We start from the raw sequence: 18,135 nt of genomic DNA, 5'->3' as shown, positions 1-18,135 counted from the left end.
AATCCGAGGCGCCGATGCCCATACTCGTTCTCGACCAACTCTCGAAAAGCTTCGGCGCCCTCAAGGTCGCCGACCAGATCTCGTTCGCGTTGGACGAGGGCGAGGCACTCGGCGTGATTGGCCCGAACGGTGCCGGGAAATCGACGCTGTTCAACCTGATCACCGGCAACTTCCGCGTTGATTCCGGCCACATCCAGTTCGATGGCCGGGACGTGACGCGGCAGCCACCAATGGCGCGCTGCCTTGCCGGTATCGGGCGGACATTCCAGATCCCGCAGCCGTTCGAAAAGCTGACCGTGTTCGAAAATCTTCTGGTCGCAGCCTCCTTCGGCTCCAACAGGTCAGAACGGGAGGTCGGCGACCGTTGCGCCGACATCCTGGTGGAAACCGGCCTTTATCCGAAGGCGAACCAGCTTGCCGGGTCGCTCGGGCTCCTGCAGCGCAAGCGCCTCGAACTCGCCCGGGCGCTCGCCACCGACCCGAAGCTGCTGCTGCTGGACGAAATTGCCGGTGGGCTCACGGAAGGCGAGTGCCAGGAACTGGTGGAAACGATCCGGGCGATCCATCGCCGCGGCGTGTCGATCATCTGGGTGGAGCATGTGCTGAATGCGCTGACGTCCGTGGTCGGCCGGCTGGTGGTGCTGCATTTCGGGCGATTGATCGGCATCGGCGATCCCGCCACCATCATGGCCTCGCGAGAGGTCCGCGAAATCTATCTGGGGATCGAAGTCTGATGGCGCTGCTCGAAACCCACGGTCTGACGGCCTTCTATGGCGATTTCCAGGCTCTCTTCGGTGTCGATCTCGTGCTCAACGAGGGCGAGACGGTCGCCGTGATCGGCGCCAACGGTGCGGGCAAGTCGACCCTCTTGCGCTCGATCTCAGGCCTGCTGCGCAATGCGCCCGGCCATATCCGTTACGACAATGCCGAGATCGGCGCGCTTTCCGCCCCGGACGTCGTTCGCCTGGGGATCGCCATGGTGCCGGAGGGGCGAAAGCTCTTCCCCTCGCTGTCGGTCGAGGAAAACCTGCTGATCGGGAAATATGGCCGCAGCGTCAGCGGCACCTGGACGCTCGATGCGATCTACGATCTCTTCCCCGTTCTGAAAGAGCGGCGCTCAAGCCCCGGCACTGCACTATCCGGCGGGCAGCAGCAGATGGTCGCGATCGGCCGCGCGCTGATGTCCAATCCGCGCGTCCTGCTCTGCGACGAGATCAGCCTCGGCCTTGCGCCGGTGGTGGTGAAGGACATCTACGCCGCCTTTCCGAGGATACGGGCAACCGGCGCGTCCATCGTGATCATCGAACAGGATATCGGCCAGGCGCTGAAGGTGGCGGATCGCTTCTATTGCATGATGGAGGGACGGGTGACGCTGTCCGGCACGCCCGGCACGGTCAGCCGCGAGGATATCCACGCAGCCTATTTCGGAGCACACAAGCCATGAACTGGGCCGATACCATCATCCAGGGCGTCCTTCTGGGGGGACTTTACGCGCTCTTTGCCGCAGGCCTCAGCCTTGTCTTCGGCATCATGCGGCTGGTCAATCTCGCCCATGGCGATCTCATCGTGCTGGCGGCGTTCCTCATTCTGCTGCTGGTGTCGACGCTTGGCCTCAATCCGTTCGTTGCTGCGGCGGTGGCGCTTCCCGTCATGTTCGCGATCGGCTGGGTGCTGCAATATGTCGTGCTCAACCGCACGCTCGGCGATGATATCCTGCCGCCGCTTCTGGTGACATTCGGCCTCTCGGTCGTCATCCAGAACGGCCTGCTGGAGGGCTTTTCTGCCGACAGCCGCCGCATTTCCGCAGGCAGTCTCGAGACCGCCTCGATCCAGGTCGGTCCCATCAGCATCGGCACCATGCCGCTCCTGACCTTCCTCTCTGCCGTTGCCGTCATCGTCGCGCTCAATCTGGTCTTCTACCGGACCTCGCTCGGCCGGGCATTCCGCGCGACCTCGGACGACAGTTCAACGGCGGGCCTCATGGGCATCCGCTCGGAGCGCATCTTCGCAACGGCGACCGGCATTGCCATGATGGTGGTCACAATCGCCTCGCTCTATCTCGGCACGCGCGCCAATTTCGACCCGACGCAAGGGCCGGCGCGACTGATCTACGCCTTCGAGGCCGTCATCATCGGCGGGCTCGGCTCCTTCTGGGGGACGCTCGCAGGCGGCATCATCATGGGCGTGGCGCAGACCGTGGGGGCCGCGATCAATCCGGAGTGGCAGATCCTTGCCGGGCATATCGCCTTCCTGCTGGTGCTTCTCGTCCGCCCTCGCGGCCTCTTTCCTCGTGCGGTGGACTAAGATGACCGACCACGTTTCTTCCGCCTGGACCGTTACGACCCGCACACGCGGCACCTCCGTGGCCATTGCGCTCATCGCCGTGGTGATCGTCGCCGGTTTCGCGACCCCGTTCTTTGCTCCACGCGCGGTCATCCAGGACCTCTTCTTCATTCTGACCATGCTGGTCCTGGCACAGTGCTGGAACCTGCTGGCGGGTTATGCGGGCCTCGTCTCGGTCGGCCAGCAGGCCTTTGTCGGCTTCGGTGCCTATGCCATGTTCGCGGCCGTCAGCCTGCTCGGCATGGACCCGTTGCTGGCGATCGTCATCGGGGGGCTTGCGGCGCTTGTGCTGTCGGTGCCGACAGCCTTCTTCGTTTTCCGGCTGCAGGGCGCCTATTTCGCCATCGGCACATGGGTCATTGCCGAGGTGGTGCGGCTGTCTCTGGCGCAATGGAAGGCGCTGGGCGGCGGCACCGGCACGTCGCTGCCTTCCGGGGCGACGCGCGACATGCCCGGCGTGCGCTTGGTGGCAGATCTTCTCCACGTGCGTGGACCACAGGCAACCGACATCGTCTGCTATTGGCTGGCGCTTGTCCTCGCCATCGTCACGATCGGCCTGATCTACCGGCTGCTGCGCTCCAAGCAGGGCTTGGGTCTGGCCGCCGTTCGCGACAACAGGGAAGCGGCGCGATCCCTCGGCGTCGATCCGCTCTGGACGAAGTCCTTCGTCTATCTGGTCGCTGCACTCGTTACGGGGCTGACGGGCGCGCTGATCTATGTGCAGAAGGCGCGCATTTCCCCCGACGCCGCCTTCTCCGTTCCGGACTGGACGGCCTATGTGATCTTCATTGTGGTAATCGGCGGGATCGGCACGATCGAGGGGCCGATCGTCGGGGTGATCGTCTTCTATATTCTCCAGAATCTCTTGGCTGACTATGGGTCGCTCTACCTGCTCTTCCTCGGCCTCCTCGGCATTCTGATCATGCTGTTTGCGCCGCGCGGCCTTTGGGGCGTTTTCGCCAGCCGCAGCGGGATCCAGCTTTTCCCCATTCGCCGCATGCTTGCGGCCAGAACTGACACGAAAAACGACTGAGGAGGTGCCTGATGGCTGACATTCAAACCGACGTATTGATCATTGGCACGGGCCCTGCCGGCTCGGCCACCGCAGCGCTGCTCGCCAGCTACGGCATCGAGAACATGGCGATCAACCGCTATCGCTGGCTCGCCAACACGCCGCGCGCCCACATCACCAATCAGCGCACCATGGAAGTGCTGCGCGATCTGGGCCGGGAGGTCGAAGCCGAGGCTTATCTCCATTGCAGCCCGCAGGAGATCATGGGCGAAAACGTGTTCTGCACGGCCATTGCCGGCGAGGAACTCGGACGGCTCAAGACCTGGGGAACCCATCCCACATCCAAGGCCGAGCATCTACTCTCCTCGCCGACCGAAATGAACGACCTGCCGCAGACCTTCATGGAGCCTCTGCTGTTCAAGACCGCCTGTTCGCGCGGCACGCAGGCACGCATGTCGACCGAATATGTCAGCCATGTTCAGGACGCCGAAGGCGTGACCACCACCTGCCGCGACCGGCTGACGGGCAAGGAATTCACCGTCCGCTCGAAATATCTCGTCGGCGCCGATGGCGGCAATTCGCTGGTCGCCCAGCATCTCGGCCTGCCCTTCGAGGGCAAGATGGGCGTTGCCGGGTCGATGAACATCATCTTCAAGGCCGATCTCAGCCGCTATGTCGCCCATCGTCCCTCGGTGCTCTACTGGGTGCTCCAGCCGGGCTCGAATGTCGGCGGCATCGGCATGGGCCTCGTGCGCATGATCCGGCCCTGGAACGAGTGGCTGATCAACTGGGGCTATGACATCACGCAGGGCGTGCCCGATGTCGACAATGCCTTTGCCGAAGGGGTCGCCCGAGACCTGATCGGCGATCCCGACATCGAGATCGAGGTGACCTCGGTTTCTACCTGGACGGTCAACAATTGCTATGCGGCGCGTGCCCACAAGGGCCGGGTGTTCTGCATGGGCGATGCCATCCATCGCCATCCGCCGTCGAACGGGCTTGGCTCGAACACCTCCATCCAGGACGGTTTCAACCTCGCCTGGAAACTTGCGATGGTCCTGAAGGGACAGGCTGGTGCCGGTCTGCTCGAGACCTACACGGATGAACGGGCGCCGGTTGCCAAGCAGATCGTGACCCGCGCCAATCAGTCGATCGAAGAGTTCGGCCCGATCTTCGGCGCGCTTGGCCTGCTCGATTCCATCGATCCGGTGAAGATGCAGGAAAACATGGACCGCCGCTGCGATGACAACCCGACAGCGGAGAAGCAGCGCGCGGCGCTGCGCGAGGCGATTGCCTACAAGGTCTACGAGTTCGATGCGCATGGCGTCGAGATGAACCAGCGCTACAAATCCTCGGCCGTTGCCGCCGACGGCCAGCCGGAACCGGCCTTCACCACGGACCGCGAACTGCATTTCGAACAGACGACATGGCCGGGCGCGCGGCTGCCGCACACCTGGTTGTTCGGCGACGGCAACAAGAAGGCTTCGACGCTTGATCTCTGCGGTCACGGCAGCTTCACCATCCTGACCGGGATCGGCGGAAAGGCCTGGGTCGATGCCGCCGCTGCCGTCTCGTCCGAACTCGGCCTGCCGCTTGCAAGCCATGTCATCGGTCCGCGCCAGCAATGGCAGGATCACTACGGCGACTGGGCGCGGGCGCGGGAGGTGGATGACGCCGGCGTCGTTCTGGTGCGCCCCGACCACCACGTCGCCTGGCGCTCCAAGGGCATGCCGGCCGATCCCGCCGGCGAGTTGCGCCGCGTCTTGAAGCGCATTCTGGACAGGTAAGGCGATGGTTGAAGCGCGCCACGTCGCTTTGGCGCGCCTCAAGCCAGCATGAAATCACATCAAGGCCGAAGCCGACCAACGGCTTCGGCGCCAACACACGCTAGACAAGCCCATCCGCAGCCGTCTTGCGGTCGCTCATGAAAGGACCCGGCAGCCAGTTGATCGTCGTTTCATGTTTCTCGACGGCGCGGCGAAGCTCGGAGAATTCCCGGCGGAGATGTCCGAGGAACTTGCGACCGGCAGGGTTTGAATAGGGCTTCTTCCGCATCATGATGCCCAGAACCCGTTCCGGCTGGGGAATGTCGAGCGGGATGACGCTGATCTTATCTTCCCCGCGGAACGCATAGGCCACCGAATGGGGCAGGATGGCGAGCGCATCGGTGCCGGCCAGATAGTTCACCACGCTCAGCAGCGATCCGCCGGCATACCGCAGGCTCACCTCCTCCAGGCCGAGTGTGAGCAGGATGTTGTTCAGGTCGAGCACCAGTGGAGAGCCCGGCAGCGGCGTCACCCAGGGAAAGCTGACGAGGTCGCCCGTCGCGATGTTGCGTTTACGCAGAAGCGGATGACCCGCGCCGCAGGCCAGAATGTTGCGCGCCGGCAGGATGGGCTCGAAATGCAGATCGGCGCGAAGATCGACGGAGCCCGTCGGCGTCACTGCCAGGTCGATCTGACCGGAATCGAGCTCAGCCACGAGATCCGGATAGTTGCCGTAGGATTGGTGCACCATGATGCCCGGCTCGCTGCGCTGGAACGAGGCGATCATTCGCGAAACGGCCGCATCCATGAAGAAGGGCACGCCGCCGATGCGCACCCGGCCCGACGAACCGGACTTGAAGCTGCGGATGATTTCCATCGCCTTGCGTGACGAGGCGAGAATGGACTTGCCCTGCAGGCCGAGCTGTTCGCCGAGCGGCGTCGGCTGCATGGGCCGGCGGCCGGACACGAAAAGCGGCTCGCCGATGCGTCTTTCGAGAACCGACAGGGTGCGCGACACCGCCGACTGCGTCATGCCCAGCATGGCGGCCGCTTCGGTGACCCCGCCCGTCTCGATGACGGCGGCGAGCTGGACGAGATGCGCTTCCACGATCTTCATAGCAAATTGCTATATCTTGCATGAATATACTAAATCAACGGGAAATTGAATCGTCTATAGTCTAGGCGATCACGGACGATGCCCATGCGGCATCGCCAGTGGCTCCGGATGATCACGGCGGAGGAACCGCATCCGGGCTTTGGATCTGTTTCGGAGGAGAACACTATGGCTCTTGTCAGCGGCTATCACCACCTGACGCTCAGCACCGACGGCGTGCAGGAAGACTACGATTTCTACACGAAGGCGCTTGGCCTCTATTCGGTCAAGCGAACCGTCCTGTTTGATGGCGTGATCCCGGTCTACCATCTCTACTACGGCTCGCGAACCGGCGAGGCCTCGACCATCATCACCACCTTCCCCTTCCGCAAGCCCGCCGTCTATGGCCGCCGCGGAACCAACCAGTCGAAGATCATCCAGCAGGCTATCCCGGTCGGTGCCGCCGATTACTGGGTAGACCGGCTGAACGGCAAGGGGATCGAGGCTCACAAGATCGAGCGTTTCGGCATCACCCGCGTTGCACTCAAGCACCCCTGCGGCATTCCGCATGAACTGGTCGAGAGCCCGGCAGACAGCCGCCCGCCGATCGTCAACGAGGCGCAGGGTGTCACCGCCGAACATGGCATCAAGGGCATTTACGGTGCGGCCATTGCCGTCTTCGACCGCACGTCCATGGACGACTTCCTGTCCATCGGCCTGTCGATGAAGAAGGAAGCCGACAACCACGAGGGCCTGATGTTCTCAGTCCCGAACAATAGCGGCCCGAGCAGCATGGTGGAAATTCTGCATGAGGCGACCGGTCCGCAGGGCACCTGGACGCTGGCCGGCGGCACGATCCATCATCTCGCGCTCAACACGCTGAATGAGGAAAACCAGCTCAAGCTCAAGGCGCATATCGAGGGCCTGGGCTTCACGGACGTTTCCGACCAGAAGGACCGCAACTACTTCAAGTCCTGCTATGTCCGTTCGCCGGGTGGCGCGCTGTTCGAGATCGCATGGTCGGTCGAAGGCGGCTGGGCGCTTGACGAGCCCGCAGACCAGATTGGCACGACGCTGGTCTTCCCGCCATGGTTCGAGGACCGCAAGCAGGAACTCATCGCCGGTCTTGAGCCAGCGAATTTCTGAGCCGGAGCGATGGTGGCCCATCATGAACCGCTCCTCCTCGGCGCGAGCCCCGAGGAGGCCCTTGTTCACTGCATCTTCATCCACGGGCGCACGCAAACGCCCGAGGATATGCAGGAACAGGTGATATCCAGGCTCAAGGCAAAGGGTGTGGCTTTCATCATGCCCCGCGCCAGCGGCAACAGCTGGTATGCCGCGCGTGCGGTCGAGCCCTTGACCGATGAGACGCGCCGCGAACTGGAGAACTCGGTCAGTCACATCCGGGATCTGGTGAACGGGCTTTCAAGCGACGGTCCGCATCCCAAGGCGCTCGTCATCGGCGGGTTCAGCCAGGGCGCCTGTCTGGCACTAGAATATGCCATGCGGCATGGGCCGTGGCATGGCGCGATGGTGAATTTTACCGGCTGCCGCGTCGGCACGTCGGCCTGCGACCGCCCGTTCGCCGATCTCGATCAACTGCCGGTCTATCTCACCGGGTCGGATCGCGACCCCTGGATTCCTGCGGACGCCACCGCGAGCGCTGTCGAAGCCCTTGCGCGGGCCAGAGCCCGGCTGCGCTGCGACCTCCTACCGGATCGCGGGCATGAGGTGTCGGAGCCAGAGCTCGCCACGTTTGACACGATGCTGATGGATCTCGCCCGGCAGAACTGGTGGTGACTGAGCCGGACGCCTCGATTTGAGGCGCCTCGGCTCCCTCCATCATCCGCTTGCCAACCTGTTTGGCAACCTGAGCCACGGCCCTCCCCCAATTGCCATCATCGCGGACTGCGTATGATGCCGCATCCATGGAACGCGGCCCGGAATGCAACCGCCCGCTGCTGTGAGAACATCAAACTTTCGATGGAATGGTCGAGCTTCCAGGCTGCCGTACCCAGACGACGTCTCCTCTCCCATTTTAGCACAAGTCTCGCAGCGCCAGGTATCAGCATCTGCAACCTACAGTCGACAACAATATGCATCCGAAGGATGTTTCTCATAGAATAAGATGAATATAAAAAGACAAAATATGAGCCGCACGGCCCGGAAATATCTATAAGTTTGACCTAATAGGTTCCAGAAGCGACTTAACCTGAGGCTGCAAATTCGTAAACATGCGATTAACTATTTTCGATGTAAGTTATTAAACCAAGTACTTTGCTGATATATTCATGTATTCCTTGCAAAACGTAGACACAGCAGGGAGTTTCATGATGAAGAACGATGCCGGTATCAGCAAGGAAGCGCTCACAGGTAGCCTGAAGGATTACAGAGCCCCGACTGGGCTTGATCTGATTGGCCGTACCGACGCGTTTTTCGGCTGGCAGGACGAACGCCGCCGGCAGTCGGTCTGGCCTTACGCGCGCACGATCTCGAGCCCGCCCGCGGCGAACTGCGAAGCAGTCTCGGATTCGAACGAAACGCTGTCCGGCGTGAATTTCGGCTCGCAGGACTACATGTCGCTGTCGTCGCATCCCAAGGTCAAGCAGGCAGCGATCGATGCCATCGGCCGTTTCGGCGTGCACAGCGCAGGCTCGGCAGCACTGCTCGGCAACACCGCACTGTCGCGTGAGCTGGAACGGAGCCTGAGCGAATTTGTCGGAGGCCGCGAGATCGTTCTTTATCCAACCGGCTGGGCGGCTGGCTATGGTTCGATCCAGGGTCTTGTCAGACCGAAAGATCACATTGTCATGGATATTCTCGCCCATTCCTGCCTGCAGGAAGGGGCAAAGGCGGCAACCGCTAATGTGCATTTCAACCGGCACCTCGATTTGGGATCGGTGAAGGGAAAGCTGCAGCGCATCCGGCAGCAGGACAGCAAGAACGCCATCCTTGTCGTGACGGAATCACTCTTTTCCATGCATTCCAACACGCCGGACCTGAAGGCGCTGAGAGAGCTCTGCGATCGCTACTCGGCAGTCCTCCTCGTCGACTGCGCCCACGACCTGGGCTGCATGGGCGAGAACGGCCTGGGCCAGCTCGAAGCGCAGGACATGCTTGAGGGCGCCGACATCATCATCGGCAGTTTTTCGAAATCCTTCGCCTCGAATGGCGGCTTTGTCGCCGTCAAGACCCGTGCCGCGGCCGAATACCTGCGTTACTACAGCGCGACCACGACCTTTTCGAATGCCATGTCGCCCGCACAGGCCGCAGCGGTTCTCAGCGCGATCGAGATCATCCGCTCGCAGGAAGGCAAGAAGCTGCGCCGTGCACTCCTGTCGAATATCCTCAAGCTGCGCACCGATCTGTCGCGTGCCGGCCAGGAGGTCCTGGGCGTCGCCTCGCCCATCGTGCCTGTTCATGTCGGCGACGAGGCGCGGGGACGCATCATATCCAGGGAGATGTCGGCAATCGGCGCAATCGCCAATCTGGTCGAATATCCGGCCGTGCCGCTGGGTCAGTCGCGCTTTCGGCTGCAGGTGATGGCACAGCACACCGACAGCGATATCGAAACCATCGTGACAGCCTTCCGCAACTGCATGGATAACACTGCGGCCTCGGACGGCACGAATAAGCTCGCAGCCGACTTGAATGCGAAGAACCGAGGCGTAAGCGCCGCATAACGATCGCGCGGTAAGGTGTTGCGCAAATCACGAAGCATGTTGGGCAACGAGACTTCTGAAATCAGCAAGGGAAAGTGCAATGGCGATCAAAATGCTCGATGAATTGATTGACATCTTTGCCCCGCCGCAGCAATGGCCCGAACTCGATGCACGCAAGCGGGTTCGAATTTTCGTGCTGAGCCATCTCTGCGGCCCCTTCCTGGGTCTGCCGATCCCCCTCCTGCTGTTTTACGTTGATCCGAAGCCCTTTCCGCAGGTTCACATCCTGGCGGCTTCCGTTCTCGCGTTCTGGCTGTTTCCCTTCGTCCTGCGCCGCTGGCCGCAGCACTATAACGTCCTCTCCTTCGTTTCGATCCTCAATCTCAATTTTGCAGTCCTTTGGGGAGCATACAATTACGGAGCGGTGAGCTCGCCCTTCCTGCTCTGGTATATCCTGATCCCGCTCCTGGCGTTCTTCTACCTGGGCGGTGGCTTGAAGGCGCAGCTGCAGGTTTTCGGCCAGATTGTCCTTGGCCTTGGAAGTTTCAGCATTGCGTCCCTGATCAGCGGAAACAATCTGCCGGAGCATATCCCCGTCCATAGCATGATGACGGCCGGCCTTCTGTCAGTCTTCTGCTCGACCACCTATGCTTTCGTGATGGCGAGCTACTACTCCGCCATTGTCGACAATCAGTCGGAGCTCATCCGGGAGATCGAGAGGCACAAGGAAACATTGCATCAGCTCGTCGCGGCCAAGGACGAAGCCGAGAGCGCGACGGAACTGGCTGAGGCCCGCAATGCGGAGCTTGTGGAAGCGAAGAGCCGGCTGGAAATTACCGCGCTCCACGACTGGCTGACAGGCCTTCCAAATCGCCGGTACCTTGACGACATTCTGGCCCAGTACTGTTCGCATCTCGGAGAAATCGGCGGCTCGATCGCGGTCCTCCACATCGATCTCGACCTCTTCAAGCAGATCAACGACAGCATGGGCCATGTCGCGGGCGACGCAATGCTCATGCATGTCGCCAAGTTGCTGAGCGACAGCGCTGATGCGGACGATTTCGTCGCCCGCGTCGGGGGTGACGAATTCATCATCGTGCGCACGGTGGAGACGGATAATGACGGCCTTGCCAATTTCGCGGCAACCCTGATCGAGGAGATCTGCCTGCCTGTTCCCTATGGCGGAAAGATGTGCCGCTTCGGCGCCTGCATCGGCATTGTCGTGGAAAGCGGGCATTCGGTGCGCGCAGAAAACCTGTTGATCAATTCGGACGCCGCACTTTACCGCGCCAAGTCGCGTGGTCGAAACAGATACGAATTCTTCAACGAAGAGCTTCGGGCGTATCTGGAAGCGCGAACCCGCCTGTCCGAGGACCTGCTGCGCGGTATCGCGAACAAGGAATTCATTCCCTACTATCAGCCCCAGATCGATGCCCGGACACGGGAGGTCATCGGCCTCGAGGCTCTGGTCCGCTGGATGCACCCCACCCGGGGCGTGCTTGCGCCGGGCGAATTCCTCCAGGTCGCCGAAGAGCTGGGTGCTGTCGACCTGATCGACATGGCCGTGCTCGACTGTGCGGTCGACGATCTCAGGGAATGGCTGCGCAACGGGTACATTGTCCCGAAAGTTTCAGTCAACGTTTCTGCCAAGCGCATCACCGATGACAATCTGATTCACAATCTCAGCGCCATGAACCTGCCGAAGGGAGTGATCACGTTCGAACTGGTTGAATCGATATTCCTCGACGACACCGATGCCAACCTGGAGAACAACATCAAGCAGATCAAGGACATGGGCATCGATATCGAGATCGATGATTTCGGGACCGGCCACGCCTCCATCGTCAGCCTGCTGAAGCTCAACCCGAAGCGTCTCAAGATCGACCGCCAGTTCATCGAGCCCATTCTGCGGTCCAAGGAAAACGCCAAACTGGTGGAATCCATCATCGAAATCGGCAAGACACTTAACATCGAAGTCATCGCGGAAGGCGTGGAGACGATGGAACAGGCAGCCCTCCTGCAAAAGCTGGGATGCGACGCCCTCCAGGGCTATGTCTTCGCACGCCCCCTGCCGAAGCCGAACGTCGCCGCTCTGCTGATGAAGACACAGCACCAGGCGGCCTCGTAAGACGACTGTCATGGTTGCTGGCGCAGTGAGCATTCAGGACGCCGAAGCGTGGCGTCCCCATGCTCCTCTATAAGGCCTTCTCAATTCGGGGCCATGTGCACGCCGTGCAGCCGGAACCTGACCTCAATCAGCAACCTCGAACGCGGCCTTCACGAGCTTCTGCGTGTAGTCGGTTTGCGGCCGACTGAGGATATCGTCGACCGGCCCCTGCTCGACGATCTTGCCATGCTGCATGACGATGACGCGGTGGCAGAGCGCGCGGACGACCTTCAGGTCATGCGAGATGAAGAGATAGCTCAGCCCCCGTTCATCCTGCAGCTTGCGCAGCAGATCGATGATCTGCGCCTGTACCGAAAGGTCGAGCGCGGAGGTCGGTTCATCCAGAAGCACGAACTCGGGCTCAAGCGCGATGGCACGCGCGATCGCGATGCGTTGACGCTGACCACCGGAAAACTCGTGGGGGAAGCGGCCGGTGATATTGTCCGGCAGCCCTGAATCCCGCAGCGCCGCGCGCACGCGATCCTGCCGCTCCGCACTCGAAACGCCGATCCCGTTCACGACCAGCCCCTCGCCGATGATCTGGCCGACGGTCATGCGGGGATTGAGCGACGAGAAAGGGTCCTGGAAGACGATCTGCATGCGGGATCGCAGAGGCCGCATTTCTTCCCGGCTCTTGTCGTGGATCGGGACGTTGTCGAAAAGGATCTCGCCGCCCTCCTGGTCGATCAGCCGTGCGAGTGCCTGCCCGAACGTCGTTTTTCCCGAACCGGATTCGCCGACGAGCCCCAAGGTCTCATGACGGCGCAGACGAAGCGACAGGCTGTCGACCGCGACCAGTTCCTGATAGGCCGGCTTGAAGAAGCTGCCGCTGCGCAGTGCAAAGGACACGCGCACGTCACGCCCTTCCAGAAGGATCGGTTCCGCATCGCCGAGCGGCTTGGCGGTGCCACGGGGCTCGGAGCCCAGGAGGTGGCGGGTATAGGAATGTTTCGGGGCTGCAAACAGCGCCGCGGTCGTATTGTGCTCCTGCAGTGCGCCCTTCCGCATGACGTAGACATAGTCAGAAAACTTGCGCACCACCGTCAGGTCATGCGTGATCAGGATGACGGCCATGCCGTGCTTGCGCTGCAAATCGCGCAACAGATTGAGGATCTGCGCCTGCACTGTGACGTCCAGCGCCGTGGTCGGTTCGTCGGCGATCAGCACATCGGGATTGTTGGCAAGTGCCATGGCGATCATGACGCGCTGGCGCTGGCCACCGGACAACTGATGCGGATACTGGTCTATCCTCAGTTCCGGACTTGGAATGCGGACCTCATCGAGGAGTGCGATCGCCTGCCGACGTGCCTCGGCCCGGCCGACCCGCCGATGCGCGCGGATTGCCTCGGCGATCTGGTTGCCGACCGTGTAAAGCGGATTGAGCGAACTCATCGGCTCCTGAAAAATCATGGAGATGCGGCGGCCCCTAAGCTGGCGGCGCTTTTCTCGCGAATATTTCAGGATGTCCTGTCCGTCGAACAGAACCCGTGCCTCGGGGCTGATGGTCGCGCGTTTGGAGAGCAGCCCCATGATCAGCCGCGCCATCACCGATTTTCCCGAACCGGACTCCCCCACAACGGCAATGGTCTCGCCGCGATAGAGCTGAAGCGAGATATCCTTCACGGCTGGCACTTCGCCGTGCTCCGTCCAGAAGGTCACACCGGCATTGCGGACATCCAGCAGCGGCTTGTCCGCGTGAAGCGCCGCATCAAGCCTGAGGTCGGGAATGAGATTGTCTGTCATCGCGATCTCCTTCACCGCTCAATAGGGGTCGATCGCGTCGCGCAGACCGTCGCCCAGCGCATTGAAAGCGAAGACGGTGATCAGCACGAAGCCGACGGGAGCCAGGATCCAGGGATAGGACCCGATGACGGAATAGTTCGCGGTATCCTGGAGCATGAGACCCCAGGAAATCAGCGGCGGTTTCACCGCGAAACCCAGAAAACCGAGGAAGGACTCAAGCAGGACGATGTTCGGGATGTTGAGCGTCACCGCAACGATCACATGGCTCATCACATTGGGGAAGATGTGCTGGAAGATGATGCGCCGGTCGGTCGCGCCGATGGCGATCGCCGCCTTCACATACTCGATCCGCGCCAGAGCCAGTGTCTTGCCACGCACCTCGCGCGACATCTGCGCCCAGCCGAGCGCCGACATGACGACAATGACGAAGGCAATGAAGACATTGGTCGGCGCCGTCACCGGGATCAGCGAAGTCAGAGCGAGATAGAGCGGCAATTGCGGAAAGGCGAGAACGAGTTCCACAAATCGCTGCGCCCAGACATCGAAGGCGCCGCCGAGATAGCCCGAAACCATGCCGACTGTCGTTCCGATGATGGTCACGATCGTCACCACGGTCAACGCGATCACCAGCGAAATGCGGGACCCGTAGATGGCGCGCGAGAGGATGTCGCGGCCGAGCTTGTCGGTGCCGAGGAAATGGATCGGCTTGCCATCGGTCGAACCGAAGAAATGGATCGTCGTCGGAATGAGACCGAAGAGCCTGTATTCGAACCCGGAGACAAAGAAGCCGAGCGTGCGGGGGTTGTCGAAGTCCGGACCGCTGATGGGCTGGAAGGTAATAGGGTCGAGCTTCTCGGAATCGACCAGCGGGTAAACCCGCGGCATGACGAAGCCGCCGTCCTTGTCACGGATCGAGACTGACTCGGGCGGCATGAACGAGGCATCCGACTGGATCGGATCGACCGGCGCAAGGAACCCGGCAAACACGGCCATGATCAGCAGCATGCAGACGAGCACGAGACCCAGCATGCCGGTAAACGACCGTTTGAGGCGCCGCCAGACAAGAGCCTGGTAGCTTTCGCTGCCGGAAGGCGCGGATTTTACGGTTGGCTCGATTGTGGTTTCGGCTGGCACCAGCATCAATGTGCCCCTCCCAGTCTGACGCGCGGGTCAAGCGCCGCAAGCAGCATGTCCGCGATGATGTTGCCGATGATGAGCGTCGCGGCGAGCACCAGCATGAAGGTTGCCGTAACGTAGACATCGCCCACATGCATGGAGCCGACGATTGCCGGGCCGACTGTCGGCAGCGCGAAGATGATCGCGACCTCGATTTCCCCCGTCAGCATGTAGGGCAGCACCACGCCCTGATACATGATGAGCGGGTGGAGCGCATTCGGCACCGCGTGGCGCATGATCACCGCCCCCTCGCGCAGGCCCTTCGCGCGGGCCGTTTCGATGTACTGGGCGTTCAGCGTGTCGAGAAGATTGCCGCGCATGACGCGCATGTTGTAGGCGAGCCCGCCGAAGGTGGCGATGGCGACCACCGGCCAGACATGTTTCACCAGATCGACGAACTTGTCCCAGGACCAGGGCGCGCCGCCATAGCGGGAGGAGTAGAAGTTGCCGATATCGCTCATGTTGAACTGGAAGACGAGCAGATAGACCATGATCAAAGCCATGAGGAAGCGCGGCACGGTCATTCCGAGAAAGGCAACACCCGAGAGCAGCGTATCGACCCAGCTATATTGCCTGGTGGCAGCCAGCACGCCGAAGGTGATGCCAAGCACGGATGCGAAGATGTGGCAGACAAGCGCGAGAAGAAGCGTGCGCGGCAGGCGTTCGGCGACAATCTCGCCGACGGGCCTGTTGTAATACATGCTGTAGCCGAAATCGCCCTTCGTCACCATCGCACCGATCCAGTTGAAATACTGGACGATCATCGGCTTATCGAGGCCGTGTTCGGCCGCATAGGCCTTGGCCTGCGCATCTGCCTGCTCGTAGGACGCGCCACCGAGATTGATCAGCTGCGATCGGATGTAATCCGAATAGTTGCCGGGCGGCGCCTGGATGATCGCGAAGGTCACGATGCTGAGGATCAGCAGCACCGGAATTGCGGACAGGAGGCGGGTAACCAGAAACCTCAACATCAGACATTCTCCTCAGAAGGGCGGTGGCGGCTTCGGGCTTGCACGCCCCAAACCGCCACCTTTTGAAGTCCGCGCGCCGCCTTCGACAGTCAGAGCGCGGATCCGGGAGGATAAGCTTACTTCTGCGGACCCTCGCCACCCGGCTTGCCCGGCAGCGTGTCCTTGAAGAGCTGGTAGTCGCCCTGGTCAGCCGTCGGGACGTAGAGCCGTTCGCGGATCACCGAGTCTTCAGCCCAGTTGAACATGTAGATCGGCGTTCCCGGGGGCACGTTCTTGAAGCGCTTGTTGATGATGAGCGCACCGGGATACTCGACAAGGCCAACCGTGTTCACGTTGGAGGTGTAGATCTTCTGGTACTTCTTCATCAGCTCGGCCTGCTCCTTCGGGTCGCTCGAGACGATGAACTTGTTGACGGTGTCGGCAAGCTCCTTCTCGAACGGCATCAGGTCGAGTTCGTTCTTGTTGTTGGCGCGGTGGAACCAACTGGTGCGCGGTCCAGTCGCAGCCAGCTGCGGCGTGTTCTGAACGACGGAGGCGAGCTCTGCAGAGGTGCGCAGAACCATCCAGTCGAACTTGCCGGCCCCGGCGGCGTTGTCACGATCCTTGCCGGCCTGCGCGTTAAGCACGACGCGGATGCCAAGCTTCTGCATCTGGGCGACAACGCCTTCTGCAAGGCTCTTGTCCGTCGTGTAGTCATTGGTCATCAGCAGCGAGATTTCGACATCCTTGCCGCCATTGACGCCTGCCGGGAAGTTGACGATCCCGTTGCCGTCCGTATCCTTCAGACCGGCTGCTGCCAGTTCCTTCTTCGCCCCTTCGAGGTCAAAGGGATAGTACATGGTCGACTGGCGGTCGTAGAAGTTCGAGCCCGACAGGATGCCGCCCGGATAGGTCGCGACGAACGGCCCCTTGACGAGGGAATCGCCGAGTTCCTTGCGGTTGATCGCCATGGTGACGGCCTTGCGGAAGTGCTCGTTGCGGTTCAGATCGCGAACCGCCTGCGACCGCTCGTCCGGATCGCCCCAGCCATTGGCCGAGAAGTTCAGATTGATGTTGTAGCCGATCAGGCGCGAACCGAAGGCCAGCCGGGCCGGAGCATCCTTCTGCGCGGCGCGCTTCAGGGATTCGACAAAGTTTTCCGGCTGCTCGAGGTTCGAAAAGTCGCCCGAACCGGCAACGGCCTGAACGTCGCGATCAGCCCAGGTCGAGAGCTTGTAGTGCATCTCGTCCAGATAAGGCAGCTGATTGCCCTTCTCGTCGACCTTCCAGTAATACGGGTTGCGCCGCAGGACGATGATGTCGTCCGGACGATAGGCGACAGGCACCCAGGCCCCCATGACGGGGAAGTTCATGTAGGTCGGCGGGAACGCGTTCTTGTACTGCTCGTAGGTGTTCTTCGAGTACTTCGGATGCTGCGGCTTCAAGACATGCGACGGACCCGGGCAGAATGTGCCGTAGGCCATGTTGTAGATGAACTGCTTCGGGAACGCATCCTTGAAGGTCCATTCGACGGTGTACTTGTCGATGGCCTTGAGCGTCGTGCCGACGCCGAAGGTCTCCGGCGTCGCACCGTTGAGCGGCTTCACATTCGTGTCGAGAACGTTGTCGTTCCAATAGAACATCAGGTCGTCGGAGGTGAACTCGACGCCGTCGGACCATTTCGCACCTTCGATCAGATGCATGGTCAGCGTATGGCCGTCCTTGGACCATTCCCAGCTCTTGGCAAGGTTCGGAAGCGGCTGCAGGTCGTCAGCCTTGACCTGGAAGAGCGGGCCGGTACGCGTCAGGCATTCGCTGAGGCCGATGTCGATACCGCCCCACCCTTGCGTCTGGCCGGCCCAGTAGTTCCAGCCTTCAGGGCGTCCACCGATGACGTGACGCATGGTGTCACCATAGACACCGATGCCATCGGCCATGTTGCTGGTCTTGTAGACCATGGGCTCCTTGGGCAGACGATCCTTGACCGGCGGCAGCTTGCCCGCATCGACAAAGTTCTTCTTGACCCAAGCGGGTTCATTATATTGTGAAAGCGCCTTGTATTCGAGGATGGCCTTGCCATCCACATACTGCACCTTGGTCTGCGCCGGAAAATCCGGCGGCTGCGGAACGGCCGTCAGGTCCGATGCCACAGCTCCCGTCGTCAAGGCGGACACACCCCAAAGAAGGGCCGCCGTCTTCAAAAGATATCGGTTTTTCATCCTC

The 18,135-nt window shown here is 61.4% G+C and carries 14 protein-coding genes; 9 read left to right on the top strand and 5 right to left on the bottom strand.

Translation table 11 applies throughout. From position 1 onward, the window contains the following. Positions 1–14: 14 nt before the first annotated feature. From LQK84_RS11655 to LQK84_RS11635, 5 genes are read left to right on the top strand one after another with little or no spacing between them, the layout of a single operon-like run. The gene (locus LQK84_RS11655) at positions 15–734 is read left to right on the top strand and encodes an ABC transporter ATP-binding protein (protein WP_230828892.1); all 720 of its coding nucleotides are present in this window, start codon (positions 15–17) and stop codon (positions 732–734) included. Next, positions 734–1,444, top strand: coding sequence for an ABC transporter ATP-binding protein (locus LQK84_RS11650; protein WP_230828891.1), 711 nt, complete (start codon positions 734–736; stop codon positions 1,442–1,444). The genes LQK84_RS11655 and LQK84_RS11650 overlap by 1 nt, the downstream gene beginning before the upstream one ends. Continuing rightward, entirely contained in the window at positions 1,441–2,304 is an 864-nt protein-coding gene (locus LQK84_RS11645) for a branched-chain amino acid ABC transporter permease (RefSeq protein ID WP_230828890.1), read from the top strand. Before LQK84_RS11650 ends, LQK84_RS11645 begins: the two co-directional genes overlap by 4 nt. A gap of 1 nt (position 2,305) precedes the next feature. Then, positions 2,306–3,376: a branched-chain amino acid ABC transporter permease gene (locus tag LQK84_RS11640; RefSeq protein ID WP_230828889.1), complete on the top strand. Its 1,071-nt coding sequence runs from the start codon at positions 2,306–2,308 to the stop codon at positions 3,374–3,376. 11 nt (positions 3,377–3,387) lie between these two features. Then, on the top strand, positions 3,388–5,142 hold the full coding sequence (locus tag LQK84_RS11635; protein ID WP_330166408.1) for an FAD-dependent oxidoreductase: 1,755 nt from the start codon (positions 3,388–3,390) through the stop codon (positions 5,140–5,142). 100 nt (positions 5,143–5,242) lie between these two features. Here the strand turns inward: LQK84_RS11635 and LQK84_RS11630 are convergent, their stop codons facing one another. Then, positions 5,243–6,238: a LysR family transcriptional regulator gene (locus LQK84_RS11630; protein WP_230828888.1), complete on the bottom strand. Its 996-nt coding sequence runs from the start codon at positions 6,236–6,238 to the stop codon at positions 5,243–5,245. Positions 6,239–6,403: 165 nt separating this feature from the next. Between LQK84_RS11630 and LQK84_RS11625 the strand changes: the two genes are divergently transcribed. From LQK84_RS11625 to LQK84_RS11610, 4 genes are all read left to right on the top strand, one after another. Then, complete coding sequence (locus LQK84_RS11625; protein WP_230828887.1) at positions 6,404–7,360, top strand: VOC family protein; 957 nt, start codon at positions 6,404–6,406, stop codon at positions 7,358–7,360. Positions 7,361–7,369: 9 nt separating this feature from the next. Beyond that, entirely contained in the window at positions 7,370–8,014 is a 645-nt protein-coding gene (locus LQK84_RS11620) for an alpha/beta hydrolase (protein WP_230828886.1), read from the top strand. Between the two features lie 530 nt (positions 8,015–8,544). Continuing rightward, positions 8,545–9,897: an aminotransferase class I/II-fold pyridoxal phosphate-dependent enzyme gene (locus LQK84_RS11615; RefSeq protein WP_230828885.1), complete on the top strand. Its 1,353-nt coding sequence runs from the start codon at positions 8,545–8,547 to the stop codon at positions 9,895–9,897. Between the two features lie 79 nt (positions 9,898–9,976). After that, on the top strand, positions 9,977–12,004 hold the full coding sequence (locus tag LQK84_RS11610) for a putative bifunctional diguanylate cyclase/phosphodiesterase (RefSeq protein ID WP_230828884.1): 2,028 nt from the start codon (positions 9,977–9,979) through the stop codon (positions 12,002–12,004). A 123-nt stretch (positions 12,005–12,127) separates the two neighbouring features. Here LQK84_RS11610 and LQK84_RS11605 read toward each other — a convergent pair whose 3' ends face one another. From LQK84_RS11605 to LQK84_RS11590, 4 genes are all read right to left on the bottom strand, one after another. Then, the gene (locus LQK84_RS11605) at positions 12,128–13,786 is read right to left on the bottom strand and encodes an ABC transporter ATP-binding protein (RefSeq protein ID WP_230828883.1); all 1,659 of its coding nucleotides are present in this window, start codon (positions 13,784–13,786) and stop codon (positions 12,128–12,130) included. Between the two features lie 18 nt (positions 13,787–13,804). Then, a complete protein-coding gene (locus LQK84_RS11600; protein ID WP_230828882.1) occupies positions 13,805–14,926 on the bottom strand; it encodes an ABC transporter permease in 1,122 nt (373 codons plus the stop codon). Next, positions 14,926–15,933 (bottom strand): ABC transporter permease, encoded by a 1,008-nt coding sequence (locus tag LQK84_RS11595; protein ID WP_230828881.1) that lies wholly within the window; start codon positions 15,931–15,933, stop codon positions 14,926–14,928. Before LQK84_RS11595 ends, LQK84_RS11600 begins: the two co-directional genes overlap by 1 nt. Before the next feature lie 116 nt (positions 15,934–16,049). Beyond that, positions 16,050–18,131: an ABC transporter substrate-binding protein gene (locus tag LQK84_RS11590; RefSeq protein WP_230828880.1), complete on the bottom strand. Its 2,082-nt coding sequence runs from the start codon at positions 18,129–18,131 to the stop codon at positions 16,050–16,052. Positions 18,132–18,135 lie beyond the last annotated feature (4 nt).

Origin of the sequence: Rhizobium sp. C4 (assembly GCF_021026315.1) — a bacterium.
GTDB lineage: Bacteria > Pseudomonadota > Alphaproteobacteria > Rhizobiales > Rhizobiaceae > Ensifer_A.
This window is presented reverse-complemented; position numbering and strand designations above follow the sequence as displayed.

What these genes read in the sequence shown, in the direction of transcription:
- LQK84_RS11655 (WP_230828892.1), top strand. Translation starts at nt 15, where the DNA reads ATGCCCATACTCGTTCTCGACCAACTCTCGAAAAGCTTCGGCGCCCTC.
- LQK84_RS11650 (WP_230828891.1), top strand. Translation starts at nt 734, where the DNA reads ATGGCGCTGCTCGAAACCCACGGTCTGACGGCCTTCTATGGCGATTTC.
- LQK84_RS11645 (WP_230828890.1), top strand. Translation starts at nt 1,441, where the DNA reads ATGAACTGGGCCGATACCATCATCCAGGGCGTCCTTCTGGGGGGACTT.
- LQK84_RS11640 (WP_230828889.1), top strand. Translation starts at nt 2,306, where the DNA reads ATGACCGACCACGTTTCTTCCGCCTGGACCGTTACGACCCGCACACGC.
- LQK84_RS11635 (WP_330166408.1), top strand. Translation starts at nt 3,388, where the DNA reads ATGGCTGACATTCAAACCGACGTATTGATCATTGGCACGGGCCCTGCC.
- LQK84_RS11630 (WP_230828888.1), bottom strand. Translation starts at nt 6,238, where the DNA reads ATGAAGATCGTGGAAGCGCATCTCGTCCAGCTCGCCGCCGTCATCGAG.
- LQK84_RS11625 (WP_230828887.1), top strand. Translation starts at nt 6,404, where the DNA reads ATGGCTCTTGTCAGCGGCTATCACCACCTGACGCTCAGCACCGACGGC.
- LQK84_RS11620 (WP_230828886.1), top strand. Translation starts at nt 7,370, where the DNA reads ATGGTGGCCCATCATGAACCGCTCCTCCTCGGCGCGAGCCCCGAGGAG.
- LQK84_RS11615 (WP_230828885.1), top strand. Translation starts at nt 8,545, where the DNA reads ATGATGAAGAACGATGCCGGTATCAGCAAGGAAGCGCTCACAGGTAGC.
- LQK84_RS11610 (WP_230828884.1), top strand. Translation starts at nt 9,977, where the DNA reads ATGGCGATCAAAATGCTCGATGAATTGATTGACATCTTTGCCCCGCCG.
- LQK84_RS11605 (WP_230828883.1), bottom strand. Translation starts at nt 13,786, where the DNA reads ATGACAGACAATCTCATTCCCGACCTCAGGCTTGATGCGGCGCTTCAC.
- LQK84_RS11600 (WP_230828882.1), bottom strand. Translation starts at nt 14,926, where the DNA reads ATGCTGGTGCCAGCCGAAACCACAATCGAGCCAACCGTAAAATCCGCG.
- LQK84_RS11595 (WP_230828881.1), bottom strand. Translation starts at nt 15,933, where the DNA reads ATGTTGAGGTTTCTGGTTACCCGCCTCCTGTCCGCAATTCCGGTGCTG.
- LQK84_RS11590 (WP_230828880.1), bottom strand. Translation starts at nt 18,131, where the DNA reads ATGAAAAACCGATATCTTTTGAAGACGGCGGCCCTTCTTTGGGGTGTG.